Origin of the sequence: Hydrogenophaga sp. RWCD_12 (assembly GCF_046604225.1) — a bacterium.
Classification (GTDB): domain Bacteria; phylum Pseudomonadota; class Gammaproteobacteria; order Burkholderiales; family Burkholderiaceae_C; genus Hydrogenophaga.
Map to the genome: position 1 here is coordinate 749,278 of NZ_JBKIXC010000002.1, position 17,553 is coordinate 766,830.

19 protein-coding genes are annotated in these 17,553 nt (G+C 68.3%); 3 read left to right on the forward strand and 16 right to left on the reverse strand.

The window, feature by feature from the left end:
- The 3 genes from ACLIJ1_RS10705 (at window position 1) to ACLIJ1_RS10715 (ending at window position 3,191) form a co-directional block, all read left to right on the forward strand.
- Window positions 1–1,152, forward strand: a complete 1,152-nt coding sequence (locus tag ACLIJ1_RS10705; RefSeq protein WP_411365495.1) for a CaiB/BaiF CoA transferase family protein — start codon at window positions 1–3, stop codon at window positions 1,150–1,152.
- 42 nt (window positions 1,153–1,194) lie between these two features.
- Complete coding sequence (locus tag ACLIJ1_RS10710) at window positions 1,195–2,172, forward strand: Bug family tripartite tricarboxylate transporter substrate binding protein (protein WP_411365496.1); 978 nt, start codon at window positions 1,195–1,197, stop codon at window positions 2,170–2,172.
- 65 nt (window positions 2,173–2,237) lie between these two features.
- Window positions 2,238–3,191, forward strand: a complete 954-nt coding sequence (locus ACLIJ1_RS10715) for a lysylphosphatidylglycerol synthase transmembrane domain-containing protein (RefSeq protein WP_411365497.1) — start codon at window positions 2,238–2,240, stop codon at window positions 3,189–3,191.
- A 15-nt stretch (window positions 3,192–3,206) separates the two neighbouring features.
- Here ACLIJ1_RS10715 and ACLIJ1_RS10720 read toward each other — a convergent pair whose 3' ends face one another.
- The 16 genes from ACLIJ1_RS10720 to ACLIJ1_RS10795 form a co-directional block, all read right to left on the reverse strand.
- Window positions 3,207–3,659 (reverse strand): TerB family tellurite resistance protein, encoded by a 453-nt coding sequence (locus ACLIJ1_RS10720; protein ID WP_411365498.1) that lies wholly within the window; start codon window positions 3,657–3,659, stop codon window positions 3,207–3,209.
- Window positions 3,660–3,685: 26 nt separating this feature from the next.
- Window positions 3,686–5,521, reverse strand: coding sequence for an ATP-binding protein (locus ACLIJ1_RS10725; protein ID WP_411365499.1), 1,836 nt, complete (start codon window positions 5,519–5,521; stop codon window positions 3,686–3,688).
- 13 nt (window positions 5,522–5,534) lie between these two features.
- On the reverse strand, window positions 5,535–6,245 hold the full coding sequence (locus ACLIJ1_RS10730) for a PspA/IM30 family protein (RefSeq protein WP_411365500.1): 711 nt from the start codon (window positions 6,243–6,245) through the stop codon (window positions 5,535–5,537).
- Window positions 6,246–6,278: 33 nt separating this feature from the next.
- Complete coding sequence (locus ACLIJ1_RS10735) at window positions 6,279–7,145, reverse strand: hypothetical protein (protein ID WP_411365501.1); 867 nt, start codon at window positions 7,143–7,145, stop codon at window positions 6,279–6,281.
- A 16-nt stretch (window positions 7,146–7,161) separates the two neighbouring features.
- Window positions 7,162–8,742 carry an extracellular solute-binding protein gene (locus ACLIJ1_RS10740; protein WP_411365502.1) on the reverse strand — a complete coding sequence of 527 codons (1,581 nt, stop codon included), beginning with the start codon at window positions 8,740–8,742 and terminating at the stop codon, window positions 7,162–7,164.
- A gap of 31 nt (window positions 8,743–8,773) precedes the next feature.
- Window positions 8,774–9,256 (reverse strand): hypothetical protein, encoded by a 483-nt coding sequence (locus ACLIJ1_RS10745; RefSeq protein WP_411365503.1) that lies wholly within the window; start codon window positions 9,254–9,256, stop codon window positions 8,774–8,776.
- Between the two features lie 4 nt (window positions 9,257–9,260).
- On the reverse strand, window positions 9,261–9,923 hold the full coding sequence (locus tag ACLIJ1_RS10750) for a methyl-accepting chemotaxis protein (protein WP_411365504.1): 663 nt from the start codon (window positions 9,921–9,923) through the stop codon (window positions 9,261–9,263).
- A gap of 158 nt (window positions 9,924–10,081) precedes the next feature.
- Complete coding sequence (locus tag ACLIJ1_RS10755; RefSeq protein WP_411365505.1) at window positions 10,082–10,687, reverse strand: CDP-alcohol phosphatidyltransferase family protein; 606 nt, start codon at window positions 10,685–10,687, stop codon at window positions 10,082–10,084.
- Window positions 10,677–11,327, reverse strand: coding sequence for an ATP-binding cassette domain-containing protein (locus ACLIJ1_RS10760; RefSeq protein ID WP_411365506.1), 651 nt, complete (start codon window positions 11,325–11,327; stop codon window positions 10,677–10,679). Before ACLIJ1_RS10760 ends, ACLIJ1_RS10755 begins: the two co-directional genes overlap by 11 nt.
- Window positions 11,324–12,949, reverse strand: a complete 1,626-nt coding sequence (locus tag ACLIJ1_RS10765; RefSeq protein WP_411365507.1) for an ABC transporter permease — start codon at window positions 12,947–12,949, stop codon at window positions 11,324–11,326. The genes ACLIJ1_RS10760 and ACLIJ1_RS10765 overlap by 4 nt, the downstream gene beginning before the upstream one ends.
- Window positions 12,950–12,983: 34 nt before the next feature.
- A complete protein-coding gene (locus ACLIJ1_RS10770; RefSeq protein ID WP_411365508.1) occupies window positions 12,984–14,216 on the reverse strand; it encodes an ABC transporter substrate-binding protein in 1,233 nt (410 codons plus the stop codon).
- A 36-nt stretch (window positions 14,217–14,252) separates the two neighbouring features.
- Window positions 14,253–14,756: a DoxX family protein gene (locus tag ACLIJ1_RS10775; RefSeq protein WP_411365509.1), complete on the reverse strand. Its 504-nt coding sequence runs from the start codon at window positions 14,754–14,756 to the stop codon at window positions 14,253–14,255.
- A complete protein-coding gene (locus ACLIJ1_RS10780; protein ID WP_411365510.1) occupies window positions 14,753–15,613 on the reverse strand; it encodes a putative DNA-binding domain-containing protein in 861 nt (286 codons plus the stop codon). Before ACLIJ1_RS10780 ends, ACLIJ1_RS10775 begins: the two co-directional genes overlap by 4 nt.
- The gene (locus tag ACLIJ1_RS10785; RefSeq protein ID WP_411365511.1) at window positions 15,610–16,515 is read right to left on the reverse strand and encodes a DUF692 domain-containing protein; all 906 of its coding nucleotides are present in this window, start codon (window positions 16,513–16,515) and stop codon (window positions 15,610–15,612) included. The genes ACLIJ1_RS10780 and ACLIJ1_RS10785 overlap by 4 nt, the downstream gene beginning before the upstream one ends.
- Window positions 16,516–16,549: 34 nt before the next feature.
- Window positions 16,550–16,831 (reverse strand): DUF2282 domain-containing protein, encoded by a 282-nt coding sequence (locus tag ACLIJ1_RS10790; RefSeq protein ID WP_411365512.1) that lies wholly within the window; start codon window positions 16,829–16,831, stop codon window positions 16,550–16,552.
- A gap of 118 nt (window positions 16,832–16,949) precedes the next feature.
- Window positions 16,950–17,471 (reverse strand): TlpA family protein disulfide reductase, encoded by a 522-nt coding sequence (locus tag ACLIJ1_RS10795; protein WP_411365513.1) that lies wholly within the window; start codon window positions 17,469–17,471, stop codon window positions 16,950–16,952.
- Window positions 17,472–17,553 lie beyond the last annotated feature (82 nt).

Below are 17,553 nucleotides of genomic sequence, written 5' to 3' on the forward strand. Positions count from 1 at the left end.
ATGCCAATCGAATCTTCCGGCCTCCCTCTCGAAGGCGTGCGCGTCGTCGAATTCACCCACATGGTCATGGGCCCGACCTGCGGCATGATCCTGGCCGATCTCGGCGCCGAGGTCATCAAGGTCGAGCCGCCCGGTGGCGACAAGACCCGCTCGCTGCCGGGTCTGGGCATCGGCTTCTTTCGCAGCTTCAACCGCAACAAGAAGAGCGTGGTGCTCGATATTCAGACCGAAGAGGGCCTGGCCACGGCCAAGGAACTCATCGGCCAGTGCGACGTGCTGCTGGAGAGCTTCCGTCCTGGCCTGATGGACAAGCTTGGCCTGGGCAGCGAGGCGCTGCGCGCCCTGTTCCCGCGCCTGATCTACGTCTCGCACAAGGGCTTCCTGCCTGGACCCTACGAGAGCCGGTTGGCACTGGACGAGGTGGTGCAGAACATGGCGGGCCTGACCTACATGACTGGCCCTGTAGGCCGCCCGCTGCGTGCGGGCAGTTCGGTCAACGACATCATGGGCGGCATGTTTGGAGCCATCGGCGTGCTGGCAGCGCTGCGCGAGCGTGAGCGCACGGGCCAGGGCCAGGAGATCCAGAGCGCGCTGTTCGAGAACTGCGTGCTGCTGGCATCCCAACACATGCAGCAGTTCCAGATGACGGGCGAGGTGCCGCCGCCGTTCCCTTCGCGCATCTCCGCCTGGAGCGTGTACGACACCTTCACCGTGGCGGGCGGCGAGCAGCTGTTTGTCGGGGCCGTGAGCGACAAGCAGTTTGCGACGCTGTGCCAGGTGATCGACCGCCCCGACCTCGCCAGCGACCCTGCACTCGCCACCAACGCGCAGCGGGTGGCCGTGCGCCCCGAGCTGTTGAAAAAGCTGGGCGCAACCCTGTTGCTCCAGGACCTGGAAGCCCTGTGCGCGAAGCTCCAGGCCGCCGGCCTGCCCTACGCCAAAGTCGTGCGCCCGGACCAACTGGTGCACGACGAACACCTCATCGCCTCCGGGGGGCTGGTGTCCATGGATACCGGTGATGGCGGCGAGACCCAGGTCGCCCTTTTGCCTCTGCTGATGGGCGGACGCCGGCCAGGCGTGCGCCACCCGCTGCCGGTGATCGGGGAACACACCGACGAGGTGCTGAGTCGCCTCACCACCGCATCCGCCTGAGCTCTCGCATTTTTTTGAACTACACAACACCAGGAGACCACCATGACCAAGACCTTCCAGCGCCGAACCCTCATCACCATGGCTGCGGCTTGCCTTGTTGCCGCAACGCCCGCATGGGCTCAGTCCTCCTCGCCCTTGCGCGTGATCCTTCCCGTCGGTCCTGGTTCGGGCGTGGACACCATCATCCGTGCCGCGCAGAACGCTCTGTCCAAGGCGCTTGGTGGCCAATCCGTGGTGATCGAGAACCTGCCAGGCGCGGGCGGCATTACCGGAACATCGGCTCTGGTCAAGGCCGCGCCCGACGGCAACACCGTGGCCTTCATCTCCAACAACCACGCAGTCAACCCCAGCGTGTTCAAGACCATGCCCTACGACAGCCTGAACGACATCACGCCCATCAGCGTGGTCGGTGGCTCGCCCTTCGTGCTGGTGGTCAACCCGGCCAAGGTGCCGGCCAAGAACGTCAAGGAAATGCAGGCCCTGCTCAAGGCAAAGCCCGGCAGCTTCAACATGGGCTCGTCGGGCAACGGCACGATCATCCACCTGGCGGGCGAGATGTTTGTCGACGCGCTGGGCGTGCAGGTGCAACACGTCCCTTACAAGGGCATGGGCCCGATGTTGACCGACATCATTGGCGGGCAGGTGGAATTCGGCGCCGCTGCGGTGCCCGCCGCCCAGGGCCACCTGGCTTCGGGCCGGCTCAAGGCGATCGGTGTGATGGGCAAGCAGCGTGTGGCTTCGTTGCCGGATGTGCCGACCATCGCGGAGCAGGGCTTCCCTGACGTGGACATCTCGGGCTGGTTCGCGGTGGTCGGACCCAAGGGGCTGCCGGCGGCCCAGGTGGAACGCCTGCACAAGGGTGTGGTCGCGGCGTTCAACGACCCCGAAGTCAAGGCGGCGATGGCCAAGCAGGACAACGTCATCAATCCGACCACACCCGATGTCGCGGTGAAGTTCCTGAAGTCCGAGCAGGACCGCTATGCGCGTCTGGTGACCAAGGCCAACATCAAGCTGGACTGAACTCCGGCAGCGGTCTGTCCAGACCGCAAGATGTCCGGGGACTGGTGCCAGATAATCCCCGGACTATGTCCGGTTTCTCCCGTCTCCTGCGTTGGCTGCCTCTGGTCCTGCTGGGCGGCCTGATTGCCTATGTGGTGATCGCCCAGCCCTTCGACTGGCACGCTGTGCTCCACCACATCGTCACCATGTCGCCGCTGCTGTGGGCGCAGCTGCTGGGGGTATTCGTGGTCTGCTATGCGGCGCGCATCTGGCGCTGGGTGGTGTTCACGCGCGCCGTGGGCGTCGACGTGCCACTGTGGCGCAACGCGGTGATCTACATGTCGGGTTTCGGCATGGGCCTGATGCTGCACAAGGCTGGCGAAGCGATGCGGGTGTTGTACCTGCGACCCTACGGCATGAGCTACGCCAATGGCGTCGGTGCTTTTCTGGCCGACCGGCTGCTGGACATCCTGATTGCCGGGTTGCTCGCCTGCTCGGGCATCGCGCTGTTCACGGGCCATTCCGACTGGGCCGTGGCGGCGACAGCGGTGTGCCTGGTGGCGATGTGGGTGCTGCGGTCATCGCTGGCGCGCGAGTTCGTGCGACGCCTGCCCCTGGGCCGCCTCTCGGCCTATGCGCACGAGGGCATGCATGCGATGTCGGTGTTGCTGTCGGGCAAGACGCTCTGGCGCGCCGTGGCGCTGAGCGTGGCGACCTGGTGCGCGCAGGGCTCGGCTCTGTATTTCGCCCTCCAGGCCATGGGCTCGCCGGTGGACTGGACCCTGGCGGTGGCGGCCTATTCGATCGGCCTATTTGCCGGCGCTGCGGCCATCGTGCCCGGTGGCCTGGGTGCGGCCGAGGCCGCCATCATGTTGCTGCTGGTGAGCAAGGGCGTGGACAAGGAGGTGGCCCTGGCCGCCGCCGTGGTCGGTCGGGGGGTGCCGCAGTGGGCGGGCATGCTGGCCGGGCTGCTGTCCATGGCGTTTCTCGGCTCGGCGGCCGAACCCGCCGCCGAGGCCAAGCCGGCAGAAACTGCCTGAATCGCGCGGACCCGCTCAGTCGCCGGCGGTGAGCTCGCGCACGATGGTCGCGACAGAGCCAGCGTCGGGCAGGTGCGAAAGAGCGCCGATCAGTTCGTCGCGCACCTGGCCCAGCAGTTCTTCGAAGCGGGCAGCGCTGACGCCCAGCGCGCCGCTGATCGACGTCACCGCACTGCGTTCGGCAGCGCTCAGGTGCCCGTCGGCGTAACCGGTCATCAGGCACATCAGCACCACTGTCTCGGCCACGGGTGCCGGGCTGCCGGCCAGCGCAGCCACCTCGAAGGCGCTGGTGTCGGACAGCACGGCCGCGGTGGTCGGCATGTCGCCGGTGCGCGAGCTCTCGTAGAACTGGCCGATCAGGGCCGCTTCGGCAGGCTGGATGCCGTCGATGCGGGCCACGGACAGCATGGCCCGTGTCAGTTGGGCCACCTGGGTGGTGCTCAGGTTCTGGTCTTGGATGGCATGCATGGAAACGTCCTCGTGTTGAAAGGGGTTCAGCGGGTCAGGGCGCGCCGTTTGGCGGCCAGCAGGTTGCTCTGGATGTCGGCAATGGCCATGTCGCGGTAGCGCTTGGGCAGCATGGACCGGCGCGAGGTCTCGGAAACCGCCAGCAGTTCCATGAACTCGATCATGTCGCGCTCCTGGGGTGGCATGAAGTCGGTCACGGCCTGCGTCAGGTCCTCGGCGTCCAGCGGCGCCTTGTTCTGCCGGGCGAACTCCACCGCCAGCAGCGCGACTGCTTCCAGGTCGGCGTTCGAGTAGCCGGTGAGCGGCTCGCACAGCGTCAGCAGCTGCTCCTGGGTCGCGACACAGGACTCGTCGTAGCGCGAGAGCACCGCCTGCAGCACCTGCACGCGCTCGGGCGCCGACTCACAGTAGAAGAACGGGATCTTGCGGTCCAGCCGACCCGGGCGCTTGATGTCGGTGTCGAGCTTGTCGGGGCGGTTGGTCATCATCACGAACAGCACCTGGCCCCGGTTCTCGGTCTCGGCCATGAACTCCTTGAGCCGCGCGATCACGCGCGAGCTGGTGCCACCGTCGCTGTCTTCGCCGCCGCCCGAACCGAAGCTGCGGTCGCCTTCGTCGATGATGACCGCGATCGGTCCCATCGCCTTGACCGTGGCGAGCACACGCTCCAGGTTGGCTTCGGTGGAGCCGACCCACTTGGAACGGAAGTTCTTGAGTGCCACCGCCGAGAGGCCGGCTTCCTTGAGGAAGGCCTTGATGACGAAGGTCTTGCCCGAACCCATCGGCCCGACCGCCAGCAGACCCATCGGCGTCAGCGTGGATTCGCCGGACTTGAGGTTCTGAGCGATGGCCATCAGCTCATGCTTGATGTGCTCGTGGCCACCGACGGACGAGAGGCCGTGTTTCGGTTCGATGAACTCGATCAGGCCGGCGCATTCCTTCTCGATCATCTCGCGCTTGCGGGCGTAGATGACCTTGAGCACCTCCTGGTCGGCGTCGCCCTCGGGAAGCGTCTTGCCAGGTTCGATCAGGCGGGTGATCTCGGCGGGCGTCATGCCAGCGGTGATGGTGGCCAGGGTGTTGGCGCGTTCCTGGGCGTCGGGTGTGCCTTCCAGCAGCTGGCCGATCAGGGTGCGGCGCTCGGCCTCGCTCAGGCCCTGGCCCTTGGCGGCCAGGATGTTGGCCAGCTGGACCGTGCGCAGGCCGCTGGTGCGCTCCGAGAACAGGGTCTTCTGGTGTTCGCTGAGCTGGGGCGCGAAGTGGCCGATCACCTTCTTGCGCAAGGGCAGGTCGGGCATCGGGATCTCGATCGCGGCGACCTTGGGGTTGGACAGCAGCCCAGGGTTGATGGCGTTGAGCGACTCGGTGATCAGCACCACGATGTTGTCGCCCTGGGTCAGCGCCTGGTCCAGCGACCAGCGGTGGAACACCAGATAGGTCTGGCGGTCGGGCTGGGCCATGAAGCTGGGGTCGCCCGCCGGCAGCAGTGCATCGGCATAGGGAACGATGACCGCCGTCGACGGCTGCGTGCGCATGCGCTGCTCCAGCGCATGCAGCGAGGCCAGCAGGTCGGGCGCTTCGCCCTCCAGTTCGCGTTGCAGGGCCAGGCGCTTGTCGTCCAGCGAGCCCGAGAGCACCCGGATGCCGCGCTCCAGGCTGACCTCGCAGACGTGCTGCTTGGTGTCCTTGAACAGTTCCTCGACCAGGAAGCTGCCAAGGTTGTGCAGCTTGTCACCAACCAGAACGTTGTCGAAGACGTTGCGGTAGAGCACGAAGGTGGAAGCTTCGCCCGCCAGATATTTCTGCCGCAGGATGTCGGCCCAGCGGGGCAGCTCCTGGCGGGGGGTGACGGCCGCGGTCATTGGCGTTCCTGTTTCAGAGTGTCTTGGTCGGCGTGGCCTGCGCTGCGGCGCGGGCCTGTTTCATGGCTTCCAGCTGTGCCTTGGCCGTCACGCTGCCGCTGCTCTGGCGCAGCTTGTTCAGCCGAACGTCCAGATCGGAGTTCTGCAGCTCGGCGCCCAGGCTGGCCTGCGCCACCTGGCTCTTGATGTGGTCGCGCACGGCGCCCAGCGCCTGCACTTCAGCGTCGACCGACAGGCCATCGAGCTGGCCCTGGATCTTGATGCGGGCCTGTGCGCTGTGCATCTGCGCCAGCATGCGCTCTTTCTCGGCCTTGAGCTTGTCGATCTCGGACTTGACCTGGATCAGCGAGTCCTTGGCGTTGTCGGCATCGGCAGTGGCCTGGGTGGCATCGGCGCGCAGTTCGGTGATGGCGGCGTCCAGCGTGTTCTTCTTCTGGATCAGCACCACGGCCAGGTCGTCCTGGTTGGTGGCCAGCGCGGCTTCGAGGTCGGTGGTCACGCTGGCAAGTTCGCGCTCATGGGCTTCCAGCCGCGAAGTGATCTCCTGGCGGCGCGCGATGATCGCGCCTGTGGCGGCCTTGAGCTGGGTGTACTTCTCGATCATCGAAGCGATCGCGTTCTGATAAGCGATCTCGGGGTGTTCCTTCTCGACGTCCGACACCCACAGGGAGATGAAGCCGGTCCAGAGGTTGACGAGACGGGCAAAGATTGCGTTGTTGGCCATGGGATCTCCTGGTTGGGTGCGATGAGGGGTGGGTCAGGCTTTGAGGCGTTGCGCGGCCTGCCGCGTTGCCTGGGTTGCCGCGGAAGTGGGTGCGGTCCGGGAAGGGGTGCTGGCAAAGGCGGTGAGGTCGTCGTCGTCGAACTCGGCCGCGACTTCTTCGGCGATGCGCAGGCGGGCGAGCGAGTCTTCGAGCTTGCTGCCCATGTCGGTGGCGTAGGGCGAGGTGATCACCAGCTGGTAGACCTCTTCCATCTTGTCGGGCATGGACACCAGCGTCGCCTCCAGCGCGCTGCGCCGCACGGCCAGGCGGCGCGAGCGGTTCAGCACTTCGGTGTATTCGTTCAGCGTGGCCTTGAGTTGGCGGGCTTCTTCGTCACCCAGCGCAGGGTTGCGCAGTTGCGCCTCGACGCTGGCGATGCGGCGGTTCACCTGGTCTTCGCTGATCAGGTCCTTGCGCTTGCGCAACGAGGCGCTGACCGCGCTCAGGCCCAGGAAGTCGACGGTCAGCGCGTCGAGCTTCTCCACGTCCTGGCGGGTGAGGGTGGTGTTGCGGTCACCCGCGGTCTGGTAGAGCGACTGCACGCGTTCCCACATGTGCTGGTAGGTGGAAAGCGCCTGTGACTCGCCCCGGTCGCGCAGTTCCGCGATCAGCAGGTTGCGCCGCTGGCTCAGGGTCTGGTGGTGTGCTTCGCGGTCCACCCAGGCCTTGAACGAGGGCAGGCTCGGGATGGTCAGTGCCGCGAGGATTTCGGTGCCGATCGCCAGCGTGCCGACCAGGCCCAGACCCGCCAGCCCCATGGGGATCGACGCAAAGATCGCCACCACGCCAGCCGCCAGCAGGGCGGTCCGGTTGGCCGGGTGGCGCAGGAAGGCGCCCAGGTAGGAGGGTTTGGCGGTCAAGGCTGGAGGGCCGGGGTCACTTGGCGAAGCGCGACCAGATGCGGTTGATTTCCTGCTCGTCCTGTTCGGACAGCACAGGGATCGGCGACGACCGGCTCAGCGCGGTCGTGCTCGGCACCACGGCCGGGTTGCTCTTCACGCTCGCGCTCATGAACTCGCCGGCCTTGAGGTTGGCGTTGGCATAACCCACGGTGTTGGAGATCTTGGCGATCACCTGGGGCCGCATCAGGTAGTCGATGAACTGGTGCGCACCGCGCTTGTTCTTCGCATTGGCCGGCATGGCCATGGCGTCGATGGCCAGCAGACCACCATCGGCCGGCACGCGGTATTCGACCGCGCCGCGCGACTTGGTCTGGGCCTGCACTGCGTCGCCCGAGAAGCCGATGGCCACACAGATCTTGCCGTTGGCCAGCGCGTCGATGAACTGGTCGGTGGGAATGACCTTGACCGTGCCGACAAGGCGCTCCATCACTTTCTCGGCCGCGGCGATGGAAGTGCGTCCAGCCCACTTGGGCTGTCCGCCGGCCATGGCTGCGAGGGGAATCACGTCGGAAGCCGAATCGACCACGCCGATGCCGCACGACTGGAAGCGCTTGGCGATGGCCGGGTCGAACACGGTGGCCAGTGCGTCCATCGTGTGACCAGGAAATGCCTTGGCGGTCAGCTTGGGGTTCCAGGCAATGCCGACCGTGTACCACATGTAGGGCAGGCTGTAGGCGCCGTCCTTGTCCCAGGCGCGCAGGGTGGCGTCCACGCGAGGGTCGATGTTGCTGAGGTTCTTGAGACTGGCCTTGTCCAGCTTGCCCAGCAGGCCCTTGGCGGCCATGCCGGGCACGGCGTTGGCCGTCGGGAAGACCACGTCGTAGGGCGTGCCGGACGCACCCAGGCGGGCCTGCAGGTCGTCGTTGTCCGCGAAGATGTCGTAGACCACGCGGATGTTGAATTCCTTCTCGAAATCCTGCAGCACGCTGGGCTCGATGTAGTCGGGCCAGTTGAGTACCCGCACCGTTTCCTTGGCGCCCGCGCCCGCCCCGTTCACCGCGCGGCGCAGGTTCATCAGCACAGTCGACGTGATCAGGCCATCGACGCTCGCGCCCTGCGATTCCTGGAAGGCTTCGGTCGCGACCTGGGTCTGCGGGCCGAAGGTGCCGTCCAGCGGGCCGGCATTGAAGCCCAGCTTGCCCAGCAGGATCTGCGCCTCGCGCAGTCCTTGCGCGTCCACGATCTTCTCCTTGCCCTTGTAGTTGCCGCTGGACCAGTTCTGGCTGGTCCAGATGTGGCGGCGGATGGCGTTGAGCAATGCGTCGTTGACGTCGGTGGCGGGCGCGGTGCCGGTGCGGGCGGCGAAGGCTCGCATGGCGTCCAGCGTGGCCGGCGTCAGGGTGCCCGAGGGAGTTTCGCGCAGCAGGCCCAAGCGGGCCAGCAGTCGCTGGGCGGCCTCGACCTTGGCGTTGCGGGCACCTGCGGAGGCCGCTGGCGCTGCCGGGGCTGCCTTGGGGTCGGCCGTGCCGAAAACAAACCCCTGGGCCTGGGTGGCACCGTGCATCCAGAGGCCGCTGATCAGGGTGGCGGCCAGGGCGATGTGGCGAATCTTCATGGAGTTCCTTGTGTGCGGGCGTTGCCGGTCGTCACTGGCCGGCGGCGAAACAGATGGTGTTGCGGGACTGCGCCAGCTGGAACAGCTTGGCCGCCGCGTCCTGGTCGGCGGTGATGCCGCCCTGGCCCTTGAGGGTCATCTCGCCCAGCAGGCAGGCCGCACCGGCGTCGCCGCCCTTGACAGCCTGTTCCAGGTGGCCGCGGGCCTGGGCGAAATCGCTGGCTTCCATCAGCTTGCGGCCCTTTTCGGCATGTTCGGCCACGGAGAGTCCGTCGGCGCTGCTGGATGCGGCTGGAGCCACGGGGCTGGCGGGCTGGGTCGCCGGGGACGGCGTGACGATGGCTGCCGGCGTGTCGTTGCTGGCGGGTGCAACGGCCGGGGTCGTGGTGGTCGTGGAGGCCGGGCCCGGGGATGCAAAGCGTTCCTTGAGCGCGAGGTTCCACACCGCCGAGGCCATGGCGCCGATCACGGCCAGACCAATCAGGCCTTTGGAAAGAGGGGTCAAACTGGCCATCGGATCATTCCTTGGTCGCGGCAACGGGCGCACCGAACTGCGCCGACAGGTTCTGCAGCTGCTGGCCCAGCTGCGTCAGGCTGGTCAGTTGCCCGGCGGTGTGTTCGCGGGCGGCCTGGAGCTGGGCTTCCTGGCCGGCGATGTCCTGCGCGGCCCGCGCCATCTCGCGGGACATCAGGCCTTCGAGTTCGGACATCTGCTGGCGGATGTCGCCCACCACTTTTTCGCGGCGGGCGGTGACGGCCTCGATGCGGGCCTGCGTGTCGCGCTCCAGCGCCTGCAGGTTCAACTGGAGCAGCTCGGCATGCATCGCCAGCGCCTCCGCCTTGGTGCGCGCGTCGGCCAGCGGATCGTCGATGGTCCAGGACTCGTCCGCAGCGTCCATCGCCTTGATGGCCATCAGTCGCGTGCTGGCGTCCATCGCGCTCAGCCCTTCAATCAGGCGCAGCAGGCGCTCGGCCGGGTATTGCGAGGCAGGAACACCCGCCTTGGCGTAGATCTCGTCGAGCTTCAGTGGTGCCGCCACGCTGCCGGGAGTTTCAATCACCGGCGGGACGGTTGGGATTTCGTTCGCCGGCTCAGGGATCGGTGTCGGCGCAACGTCTTGCGGCGGGCCGTCCATGCGGACCAGTCCAGCCTTCTCCAGAAAGCCCATCACACCCTTCATGTCCCGACCTCCAGCCTGGTGTTTTTGCGCAGCGCCCGCACCGGGCATGGTGTTGCCCAACCCGCGATGGGCCCGGGCCAGTGTGGACCGGTGCCGCTGTCTCGGGGGAGTTTAATGCCAACAGTGCGGGAAACCGGCGCTCCGGGACGGGCTTTGATCTAGCGCAGCCGCTGCCAGCCCCAGCCGATGCGCAAGGCGGTGGTGACTGCACACAGGGCCGCAAATCCATAGGCCAGCGGCGGGAACCACGCGGGCCACAGGCACATGGCGGCGAAGGCCGCGATGGTCTCGGTCGCCTCGGTCAGTCCACCGAGAAAGTAGAAGCTCTTGCCCGGCAGGGTGGTGTCGGTCAGGCCGCGCTTTTCGGCCAGCACCGCGAACGCCAGGAAGCTGCTGCCGGTGCCGACGAAGCTGGCCAGCAGCACGGCAGCCGGCAAGGCGTTGTGCAGCGGGTCGGCGATGGCGAAGGCCAGCGGGATCGCGGCGTAGAACAGGAAATCCAGCGTGATGTCCAGAAACCCGCCCCGGTCGGTCGGCTGCGTGGCGCGTGCCACCGCTCCGTCCAGCCCGTCGAGCAGGCGCGAGAGCAGCAGCAGCGCCAGGCCGACCATCGGCCGCTGCAGGGCGATCGCCACTGCCGCCGCCATGCCGGTCGCAAAGCCTGCGAGGCTGACGGCATCGGCGCCGATGCCCATGCGCACCAGCAAGCCCGCCACGTGGGCCAGCGCCGGCCGCAGCGCCGCCTGCACCGCCCTATCCAGCATGGTCCAGCTCCAGGACGCGTGCAGCGTCGGCGATGTCGGCCCGGTCGTGCGTGACCAGGATGGCGGGAATCTGGCGCGCCCGGATCTGGCCGAACACAAAGGCGCGGAACTGCTCGCGCAGCGCAGCGTCCAGCCGAGAGAAGGGTTCATCGAGCAGCAGGGCGCGGGGCTGGGCGAGCAGGGCGCGCATCAGCGCGATGCGCGCACGCTGGCCGCCCGAGAGCGTGGCCGGGTCTCGGTCGCCGAAGCCGGACAGTCCTGCTTCGTCGAGCGCCTGCTGCACCAGCTGCTGCCGTTGCGGCTGCGGTCCGGGCGGAACGGCGAACAGGAGGTTCTCGGCCACCGTCATGTGGACGAACAGCAGTGGGTCCTGGAACAGCAGGCCAATGCCGCGCCGCGCGGTCGGGCGCTGGCCGAGGTCTTCACCGCCCAACGTCACCGAGCCTTCGAAACGCAGCGGCGCCGTGCCTTCGGCCACCTGGTCCAGCGTGCCGGCGATGGCGGCGAGCAGCGAACTTTTCCCGCAGCCGCTCGGGCCCATGAGCGTGAGGATCTCGCCCGGCCCGACCTGCAGGCGCATGTCCTGCAGCAGGCAGCGACCAGGGCTGCCGAGGCGGTGGAGGTGGACCGAGAGCGTCATGGGTGGTCGACTGTAAAGCGGCGCGGTCGCCCGACCCACGCCGCGAGCGCAAACGCCAGCACGGGCAGTCCGAACTGCAGGGCTGCGTAGGCGCTGGTGAGCGAGCGCTGCGCACCCGCCGCCAGGGTCACGGCCTCGGTGGTCACCGTGGAAAAACGCCCGGCGCCGACATAGAGCGTGGGCAGGTATTGCGCCACGCTGACCGCGAACCCGACGGCGGCCGTGGCGGCCAGGGCACGGCGCAGCAGCGGCCACTTGACCGCCACGAGGTAGCGCCAGCGGCCGTGGCCGAGGCTCGCGCTCACGGCGGCCAGCCGCGGGTCGACGCCGAGGTAGGCGGGCGAGAGCGTGAGCAGGGCGTAGGGCAGCACCATCACCGTGTGCGCCAACAGCAGGCCGCTCCACTGTCCTTCCGTGTGCGCCCACAGCGCACCCCGGTACAGACCCACGACCCAGAGCACGCCGGGCAGCACCAGCGGCAGATAGAGCAGCGGGCGCAGGGCCTGGTCCCAGCGGCGCGGCGCCAGCTCCAGCCAGGCCACGCTCCAGAGCAGCGCGAGCAGGCTGCTCGCCAGCGCCAGCCACGCCGTGACGCCGACGGTGCCTCGGCTGTGCCAGACGCTGAGCCAGGCCTCGCTGGTCAGCGCCTCGGGCCAGAGCGCCGGGAAGGCCCAGACACCAGCCACACTGCCCACGGCGAGTGCTGCCAGCACCGCGAGGTACAGGCCGGTCAGCAGCGACCACGCTGGCGTGCGCCTGATGGTGTTTCCATCGGGCGTCGCACCACGCATGCCGTCTGTGCGAACCCGCCGGGGCATTTGCCGCACGGCGAGCGCTGCGACCAGCACCGTCAGTGCCAGCACCCCGCCAGCCGCCGCGCCGCGGGCGTTGACGGCGAGGTCCGCATCCTGCAGCCATTGCCAGGCCAGCACCGCCAGCGTCGGCGGTGAAGCCGGGCCGATCACCAGCGCCATGTCGACCACGGTCAACCCGTAGGCCAGTACCGCCAGCAGCGGCCAGCGCAGGCGCGGTGCCAGTTGCGGCCAGACCACGCGCCACCAGGCGTGCAGGGGCGCATAGCCCAGCGTTTGCGCGAGCGCGTGTTCGGAGCGCCAGCGGCGGCGCAGGTCGTCGCGCTGCAGTTGCGTCGCGGCGGCCCAGAGCAGGAAGGGGATTTCCTTGGTGACCAGTGCGAGGATCAGCCCGAGGCCCCACGGATCCTGCGTCGTCGGCCAGGGCGGCGGCAGGGTGAATCCGGTGAGCCAGGGAGAGAACGCCCGCAGCAGCCAGCCGCTGGGCGAGAGCAGAAACACGAGCCCAATGGCAAACGCCGCATGAGGTGTCGCCAGCATCCACGGCAGGCGGCGCAGCCAGCGGTCGAGCGACCGCTGCACGAAGCCATGCGCCAGCAGGTGCGCCGTGCCCCACCAGGCCAGCGCGGTCGAGGCCAGTCCGGTCCAGAGGCTCAAACCCAGTGCTCGAAGCCACTGCGGGTCTTCCCCCAGCGCGACCCAGGCCGAGGCGTCCATCAGACTGCCCAGCGACCAGCCGGCCACAGCCAGCAGCGGCAGGCCCGCGAGCAGCAGCAGGACCAGGGCCATCACCACGGGCAGGCGGGTCATGGCGTCCCGGATTGACCCACCGGCGCGGGGGAGGTCATGAATACCTTCGCAGCCATTCCTTCTCGACCGGATCGACCCAGGCCGCGTGCGGTTCGGGCAGCGTCGGCGCGGTCACTGCCACCTGACCGGGCAGCGGTTGCGAAGGGAACAGTGCGCGCTCGGCGGCGGGCAGCTTCGCAATGTCGAGCACGGTCGGGTCGCCCCACTGCGCGATGTCGGCCTTGCGCGCCTGCGCCCGGGCCGACAGCAGGAAATTGGCCACCACCTGTGCGCCCGCAGCGGCCTTGGCGTTGTAAGGGATCGCGACGAAGTGGGTGTTGCCGATCGTGCCTTTGGCGAACTGCCAGGCAGTCACGCTGGCGGCCAGGCGTTTGGCCGCGATCTCGTTGGCCGGTTCGTTGGGGTTGAAGGTAAGCCCCAGCAGCAGCTCGCCGTCGCTCATCATCTGGCGGATCGCGGCCGGGTTCTGCGGAAACTGCTTGCCGCCGCGCCAGAGCTGCGGGTGCAGCGCGTCGAGGAACTGCCACAGCGGCGCAGTCACGCGCTCGATGTCGGCGGCCACCGGCGGCCGGGACAGCAACGACACATCGGTCACGTGCTCGATCAGTGCCTGTTTGACAAAGGTGGTGCCGGTGAAGTCGGGCGGGCGCGGGTAGCTGATGCGCCCGGGCTGGCGGCGTGCCAGCGCCAGCAGTTCGGCCATGCTCTGCGGCGGTTGCGGCAGGCGCTTGCTGTCGGCGAACAGCGTGAACTGCGCCATGCCCCAGGGCGATTCGAGGCCGTCGGTCGGCACCGAGAAGTCGTTGCGCGTGGTCGGCTTGCCGGTGGTGTCTACGTAGCGGAAGTTGGGCAGCGTCTCGGCCCAGGGCGCCAGCAGCAGGGCTTCGCGCTTCATGGCCGCGAAGTTCTCGCCGTTGATCCAGATCAGGTCGACCGTGCCTTCGCCGGCCTGGCGGCCCGCAGCCTTCTCGGCGCGCACGCGCTTGACCACATCGGCCGCGTCGCTGATCTTGACGTGTTCCAGCGTGACGCCGTGCGCAGCCTTGAGTTCGGCCGCAGCCCACTGGATGTAGGCATTGATGCGGTCACTGCCCGCCCAGGCGTTGAAGTACACGGTCTGGCCGCGCGCGGCCTTCTCGACGTCGACCCAGCCGGTGGCGGGCCTGGTGGCGGTCTGGGCGAAAGCCGGCGCGAGGCCGCTGGCTCCCAGTGCGCCGGCGGCTTGCAACAGGCTGCGGCGGCGCAGGGCAGGGGCGGAAAGTTTCAAACGGTTCTCCCGGAATCGGTTCAGGCGAACCCGAGCTTAGCGCGTGGGACCGAGACCCAGCCGCCGCGCCAGAATGGGCCTGAACACCAGATGGTCCAGCGACCAGCGGCCCACGCCGTGCAGCGCGAGCGCCGCCAGCAGCACGCCCCAGGTGATGTGTTGCTGCAGGGCCGCGGGGGCGATGTCGGGCAGGCTGACGGCTGCGACCACGTTGACCACGCTCAGGCCCAGCGCCGCGAACCGCCCGCCCAGTCCCAGAAGCAGCAGCACGGGCAGGACCAACTCGCCGCCGGTGCCCATCACGGCCGCCAGCTCCGGCGGCAGCAATGGCACCCGGTACTCGTCATTGAACAGCAGCAGGGTGGTGTCCCAGTCGCGGATCTTGGTCAGGCCCGAGAGGAAGAACACCTGCGCCACATAGGCGCGGGCCGCCAGCGCCGCGAGGTCGGTGGTGGTCTGCAGCAGCTGTTGTGCGGCGCGCAGCAGCGCGGCGGTGCGCGCGGCCGGTGCGGTCGTGCGAATGTCGGGCGCGGTGGTCATGGTGTTTCTCCGGTCTCCTGTCGGGTTGGCATGGGAAGGTGCGCGGCGCCGAGCACCACGCCGTCGGTCACGGCAGCGCCCAGCCAGGCGCTGAAGTCAAAGGGTGCTCCCAGCCCGTCGGCGACCTCGCAGGCGCCGTCGAGCGCGTGCGGCAGGTCGGCGCCCGCCACAAGCAGGCGCAACAGGGTGCCGGCCGGGGGGGCGATGGCGGCGACGCGGGGCCGCAGGCCGGCGCGCCAGACCAGGGCGATCTCGCCCTCGGGTTCCCGGCAGCGGCGCCAGGCTTCGTCCAGCGTGGGCGCGCCGTCGATGTGTGCATTCACGATGCTGGCCACCGGCCAGTGGCTTTGCACCACGCACACCCCGGGCGCCAGTTGCAGCGTCAGGCCGGCGGGATCGGGTTGCTGCAGCAGGGCAAAGCTCGCGGGGTCGGCCCAGGCATCGTCGGCCGTGGCCGCGCGGTGCAAGGCCCACTCGACGCGCGCGACGTCCGCAAGCCATGGCAGGCCGGCGAGCTGGGGGTCGTCCTGCACGAAGGCGGGCAGGTCATCGCCCCAGAGCGCAATGTCGCCGCGCTGCGGCGGGTGCCGGTGCCAGAGTGCGCGCGCCAGCATGGAAAAACTCTCGTCCCCGAGCACGGCGCACACGACCGGGTAGGCCGCCAGCAGCGCGCGTTCGGCCAGCGCGTGACCGTTGGCGCGGTAGGCGAGAAGACCGCGCGCCGACTGGGCGTGCCGGTCGTCGATCAGCGACGACAGGCGCACTGGGGCTTCGTGCGCCAGCGGTGAAGCGGGGAGCGCGAACAGGGTGTCGAGCAGGGCCCGCTGTGCAGAGGCCAGGGTGGTGGGCGGGTTCATGCGGGAACCGCCCTGGGCTGGCTGTCCAGAGCCCCGGTACCGATCTCGCGGGCGCGCTGCGCTTCGTCCAACAGCACGGAAAGTGGCGGCACATCGGTGTCCCATTCGATCAACGTCGGCACCGCGCCGAAACGGCGCACCGCATGCGCGTACAGCGACCAAACCTCGGGGCACACGCGACTGCCGTGGTCGTCGATCACGATGTCGCCCATGTCCGCGTGGCCGGCGAGATGCATCTCCGCGACCGATGCGGGATCGATGGCGTCCAGCCAGTCCCTGGCGTCGGCCATCGGATGGCTGGTGTCCCCGCGCAGTGCGGCGTTGCGGGTATTCACATAGATGTTGTTGACGTCGACCAGCAGGCTGCAGCCGGTCTGCTGAGCCAGGGCGTTCAGGAAGGCCGGTTCGTCCATGTCGGCTTCGCGCCAGCGCAGGTAGGCCGAGAGGTTCTCCACAGCGATGGGCCGCTGCAGCCGCTCCTGCACCCGCTGCACGTTGGCACACATCACGACCAGCGCTTCGTGCGTGTTTGGCACCGGCAGCAGGTCGGCTGCGTGCAGCACGGCGCCGTTGCCCGCCGGTCCCCGGGCGAAGCTGGCGTGGTCGCTCACGCGCACCGGGTCGATGGTCTCGACCAGTCGCGCGAGCTGCGCGAGGTGATCTTCGTCGATCCCTGTCGCCGATCCCAGCGACAGGCCGACGCCGTGCAGGCTGACCCGATAGCGTTCGCGTCCTTCGCGCAGCACGGCCAGTGCCGCACCGCCCGAAGCGAAGAAATTCTCGGAGTGCACCTCGATGAAGTCCAGTGCAGGCGACTGCTCCATCAGGTCGGCGTAGTGAGGGTGGCGCCACCCGATGCCCACGGGCACGGCGGCCGGCTGGCGGTGTGCGGGGGTGTGCATCGGCGTGGCGCTCACAAGGGGGGGCCGTGGCCGATCAGGACTTCTTCATGCCCATCTTGGCGTCGTCCATCGACATGCCGCCCATGGTCTTGCAGGAACCGGCGGGCACGTACTTCCATTCGTCCTTGCCCATGTCGACCTTGGACTGGCCGGCGCAGGAATGCGAGCCCGAGAGGTTGGCGCAGTCGTTCTGGCCAGCCTTGGCGATGCCGAAACACTTTTCCTTGGCGGCGTTCTGGGCCATCGAGGGCGACGACAGCAGGGCGAGGGACATCAGGGAGGTGGCGGCGGCGGCGATCATGGTGCGTTGGTTCATGGTGGTAGCTCCTGTGGGTGGTTGAAAGTGACAACCGCCGGATCCGACATCCATCACCGTGCGGTTGAGTGTCTGTCTGGTGGCGAGCGGAGTTCTTACAGACTTGCCAGAAAATCTTTCAGAGCAGTCCGGCGATGTCGTCCCACGCCTGGGCGGGGATGCGACCGCGGTACCGTGCGACGAGGCGCCCGCCCTTGTCGATGAGGCAGGCCGATGGCCATTGCGTGGGCGGTTCCATGGTGTCGACCGTTGACGCATCGCCACGCCAGATGGATGAGAAGCGCTGCGCCGGCGGGACCGCGCTGGCCACCAGGCGTTCGTAGTCCAGCCAGTCCTGCTTCCGTACATCCGAGTTCACGCCGAGCAGCGAGAAGGCCTGACCTTGCCAGCCCACCAGGTTGGCGCGCAGCTCGTGCATCTTGTCGCGGCACACCGCACAGCCGGTGTGCCAGTAGAACACCAGCACCACGCGACCTCGCAGGTTCGACAGGCGAACCGGTCGGTCCTGCGCATCGGTGCCTTCGAGCCGCGGAAGATCGGCGTTGCCGGGCGCCTGTGACCTGGCGGCTGCTGGCACCAGCATGGCAGGCAGGAGGACCGAGGTGAGGAGCAGCTGTCGGCGGTAAGTGGAGTGGGTCATAGGGTTTCTCCGGTGTGGCGGTCAGTCGATCCCGCGCGCCGGTCCTTACACTCACCGCGTCTTCCCGCACCCGGACGTACCC

Excerpts from the sequence above, each read along its gene's own strand:
- ACLIJ1_RS10705 (WP_411365495.1), top strand. The coding sequence starts at position 1 with ATGCCAATCGAATCTTCCGGCCTCCCTCTCGAAGGCGTGCGCGTCGTC.
- ACLIJ1_RS10710 (WP_411365496.1), top strand. The coding sequence starts at position 1,195 with ATGACCAAGACCTTCCAGCGCCGAACCCTCATCACCATGGCTGCGGCT.
- ACLIJ1_RS10715 (WP_411365497.1), top strand. The coding sequence starts at position 2,238 with ATGTCCGGTTTCTCCCGTCTCCTGCGTTGGCTGCCTCTGGTCCTGCTG.
- ACLIJ1_RS10720 (WP_411365498.1), bottom strand. The coding sequence starts at position 3,659 with ATGCATGCCATCCAAGACCAGAACCTGAGCACCACCCAGGTGGCCCAA.
- ACLIJ1_RS10725 (WP_411365499.1), bottom strand. The coding sequence starts at position 5,521 with ATGACCGCGGCCGTCACCCCCCGCCAGGAGCTGCCCCGCTGGGCCGAC.
- ACLIJ1_RS10730 (WP_411365500.1), bottom strand. The coding sequence starts at position 6,245 with ATGGCCAACAACGCAATCTTTGCCCGTCTCGTCAACCTCTGGACCGGC.
- ACLIJ1_RS10740 (WP_411365502.1), bottom strand. The coding sequence starts at position 8,742 with ATGAAGATTCGCCACATCGCCCTGGCCGCCACCCTGATCAGCGGCCTC.
- ACLIJ1_RS10745 (WP_411365503.1), bottom strand. The coding sequence starts at position 9,256 with ATGGCCAGTTTGACCCCTCTTTCCAAAGGCCTGATTGGTCTGGCCGTG.
- ACLIJ1_RS10750 (WP_411365504.1), bottom strand. The coding sequence starts at position 9,923 with ATGAAGGGTGTGATGGGCTTTCTGGAGAAGGCTGGACTGGTCCGCATG.
- ACLIJ1_RS10755 (WP_411365505.1), bottom strand. The coding sequence starts at position 10,687 with ATGCTGGATAGGGCGGTGCAGGCGGCGCTGCGGCCGGCGCTGGCCCAC.
- ACLIJ1_RS10760 (WP_411365506.1), bottom strand. The coding sequence starts at position 11,327 with ATGACGCTCTCGGTCCACCTCCACCGCCTCGGCAGCCCTGGTCGCTGC.
- ACLIJ1_RS10765 (WP_411365507.1), bottom strand. The coding sequence starts at position 12,949 with ATGACCCGCCTGCCCGTGGTGATGGCCCTGGTCCTGCTGCTGCTCGCG.
- ACLIJ1_RS10775 (WP_411365509.1), bottom strand. The coding sequence starts at position 14,756 with ATGACCACCGCGCCCGACATTCGCACGACCGCACCGGCCGCGCGCACC.
- ACLIJ1_RS10780 (WP_411365510.1), bottom strand. The coding sequence starts at position 15,613 with ATGAACCCGCCCACCACCCTGGCCTCTGCACAGCGGGCCCTGCTCGAC.
- ACLIJ1_RS10785 (WP_411365511.1), bottom strand. The coding sequence starts at position 16,515 with ATGCACACCCCCGCACACCGCCAGCCGGCCGCCGTGCCCGTGGGCATC.
- ACLIJ1_RS10790 (WP_411365512.1), bottom strand. The coding sequence starts at position 16,831 with ATGAACCAACGCACCATGATCGCCGCCGCCGCCACCTCCCTGATGTCC.
- ACLIJ1_RS10795 (WP_411365513.1), bottom strand. The coding sequence starts at position 17,471 with ATGACCCACTCCACTTACCGCCGACAGCTGCTCCTCACCTCGGTCCTC.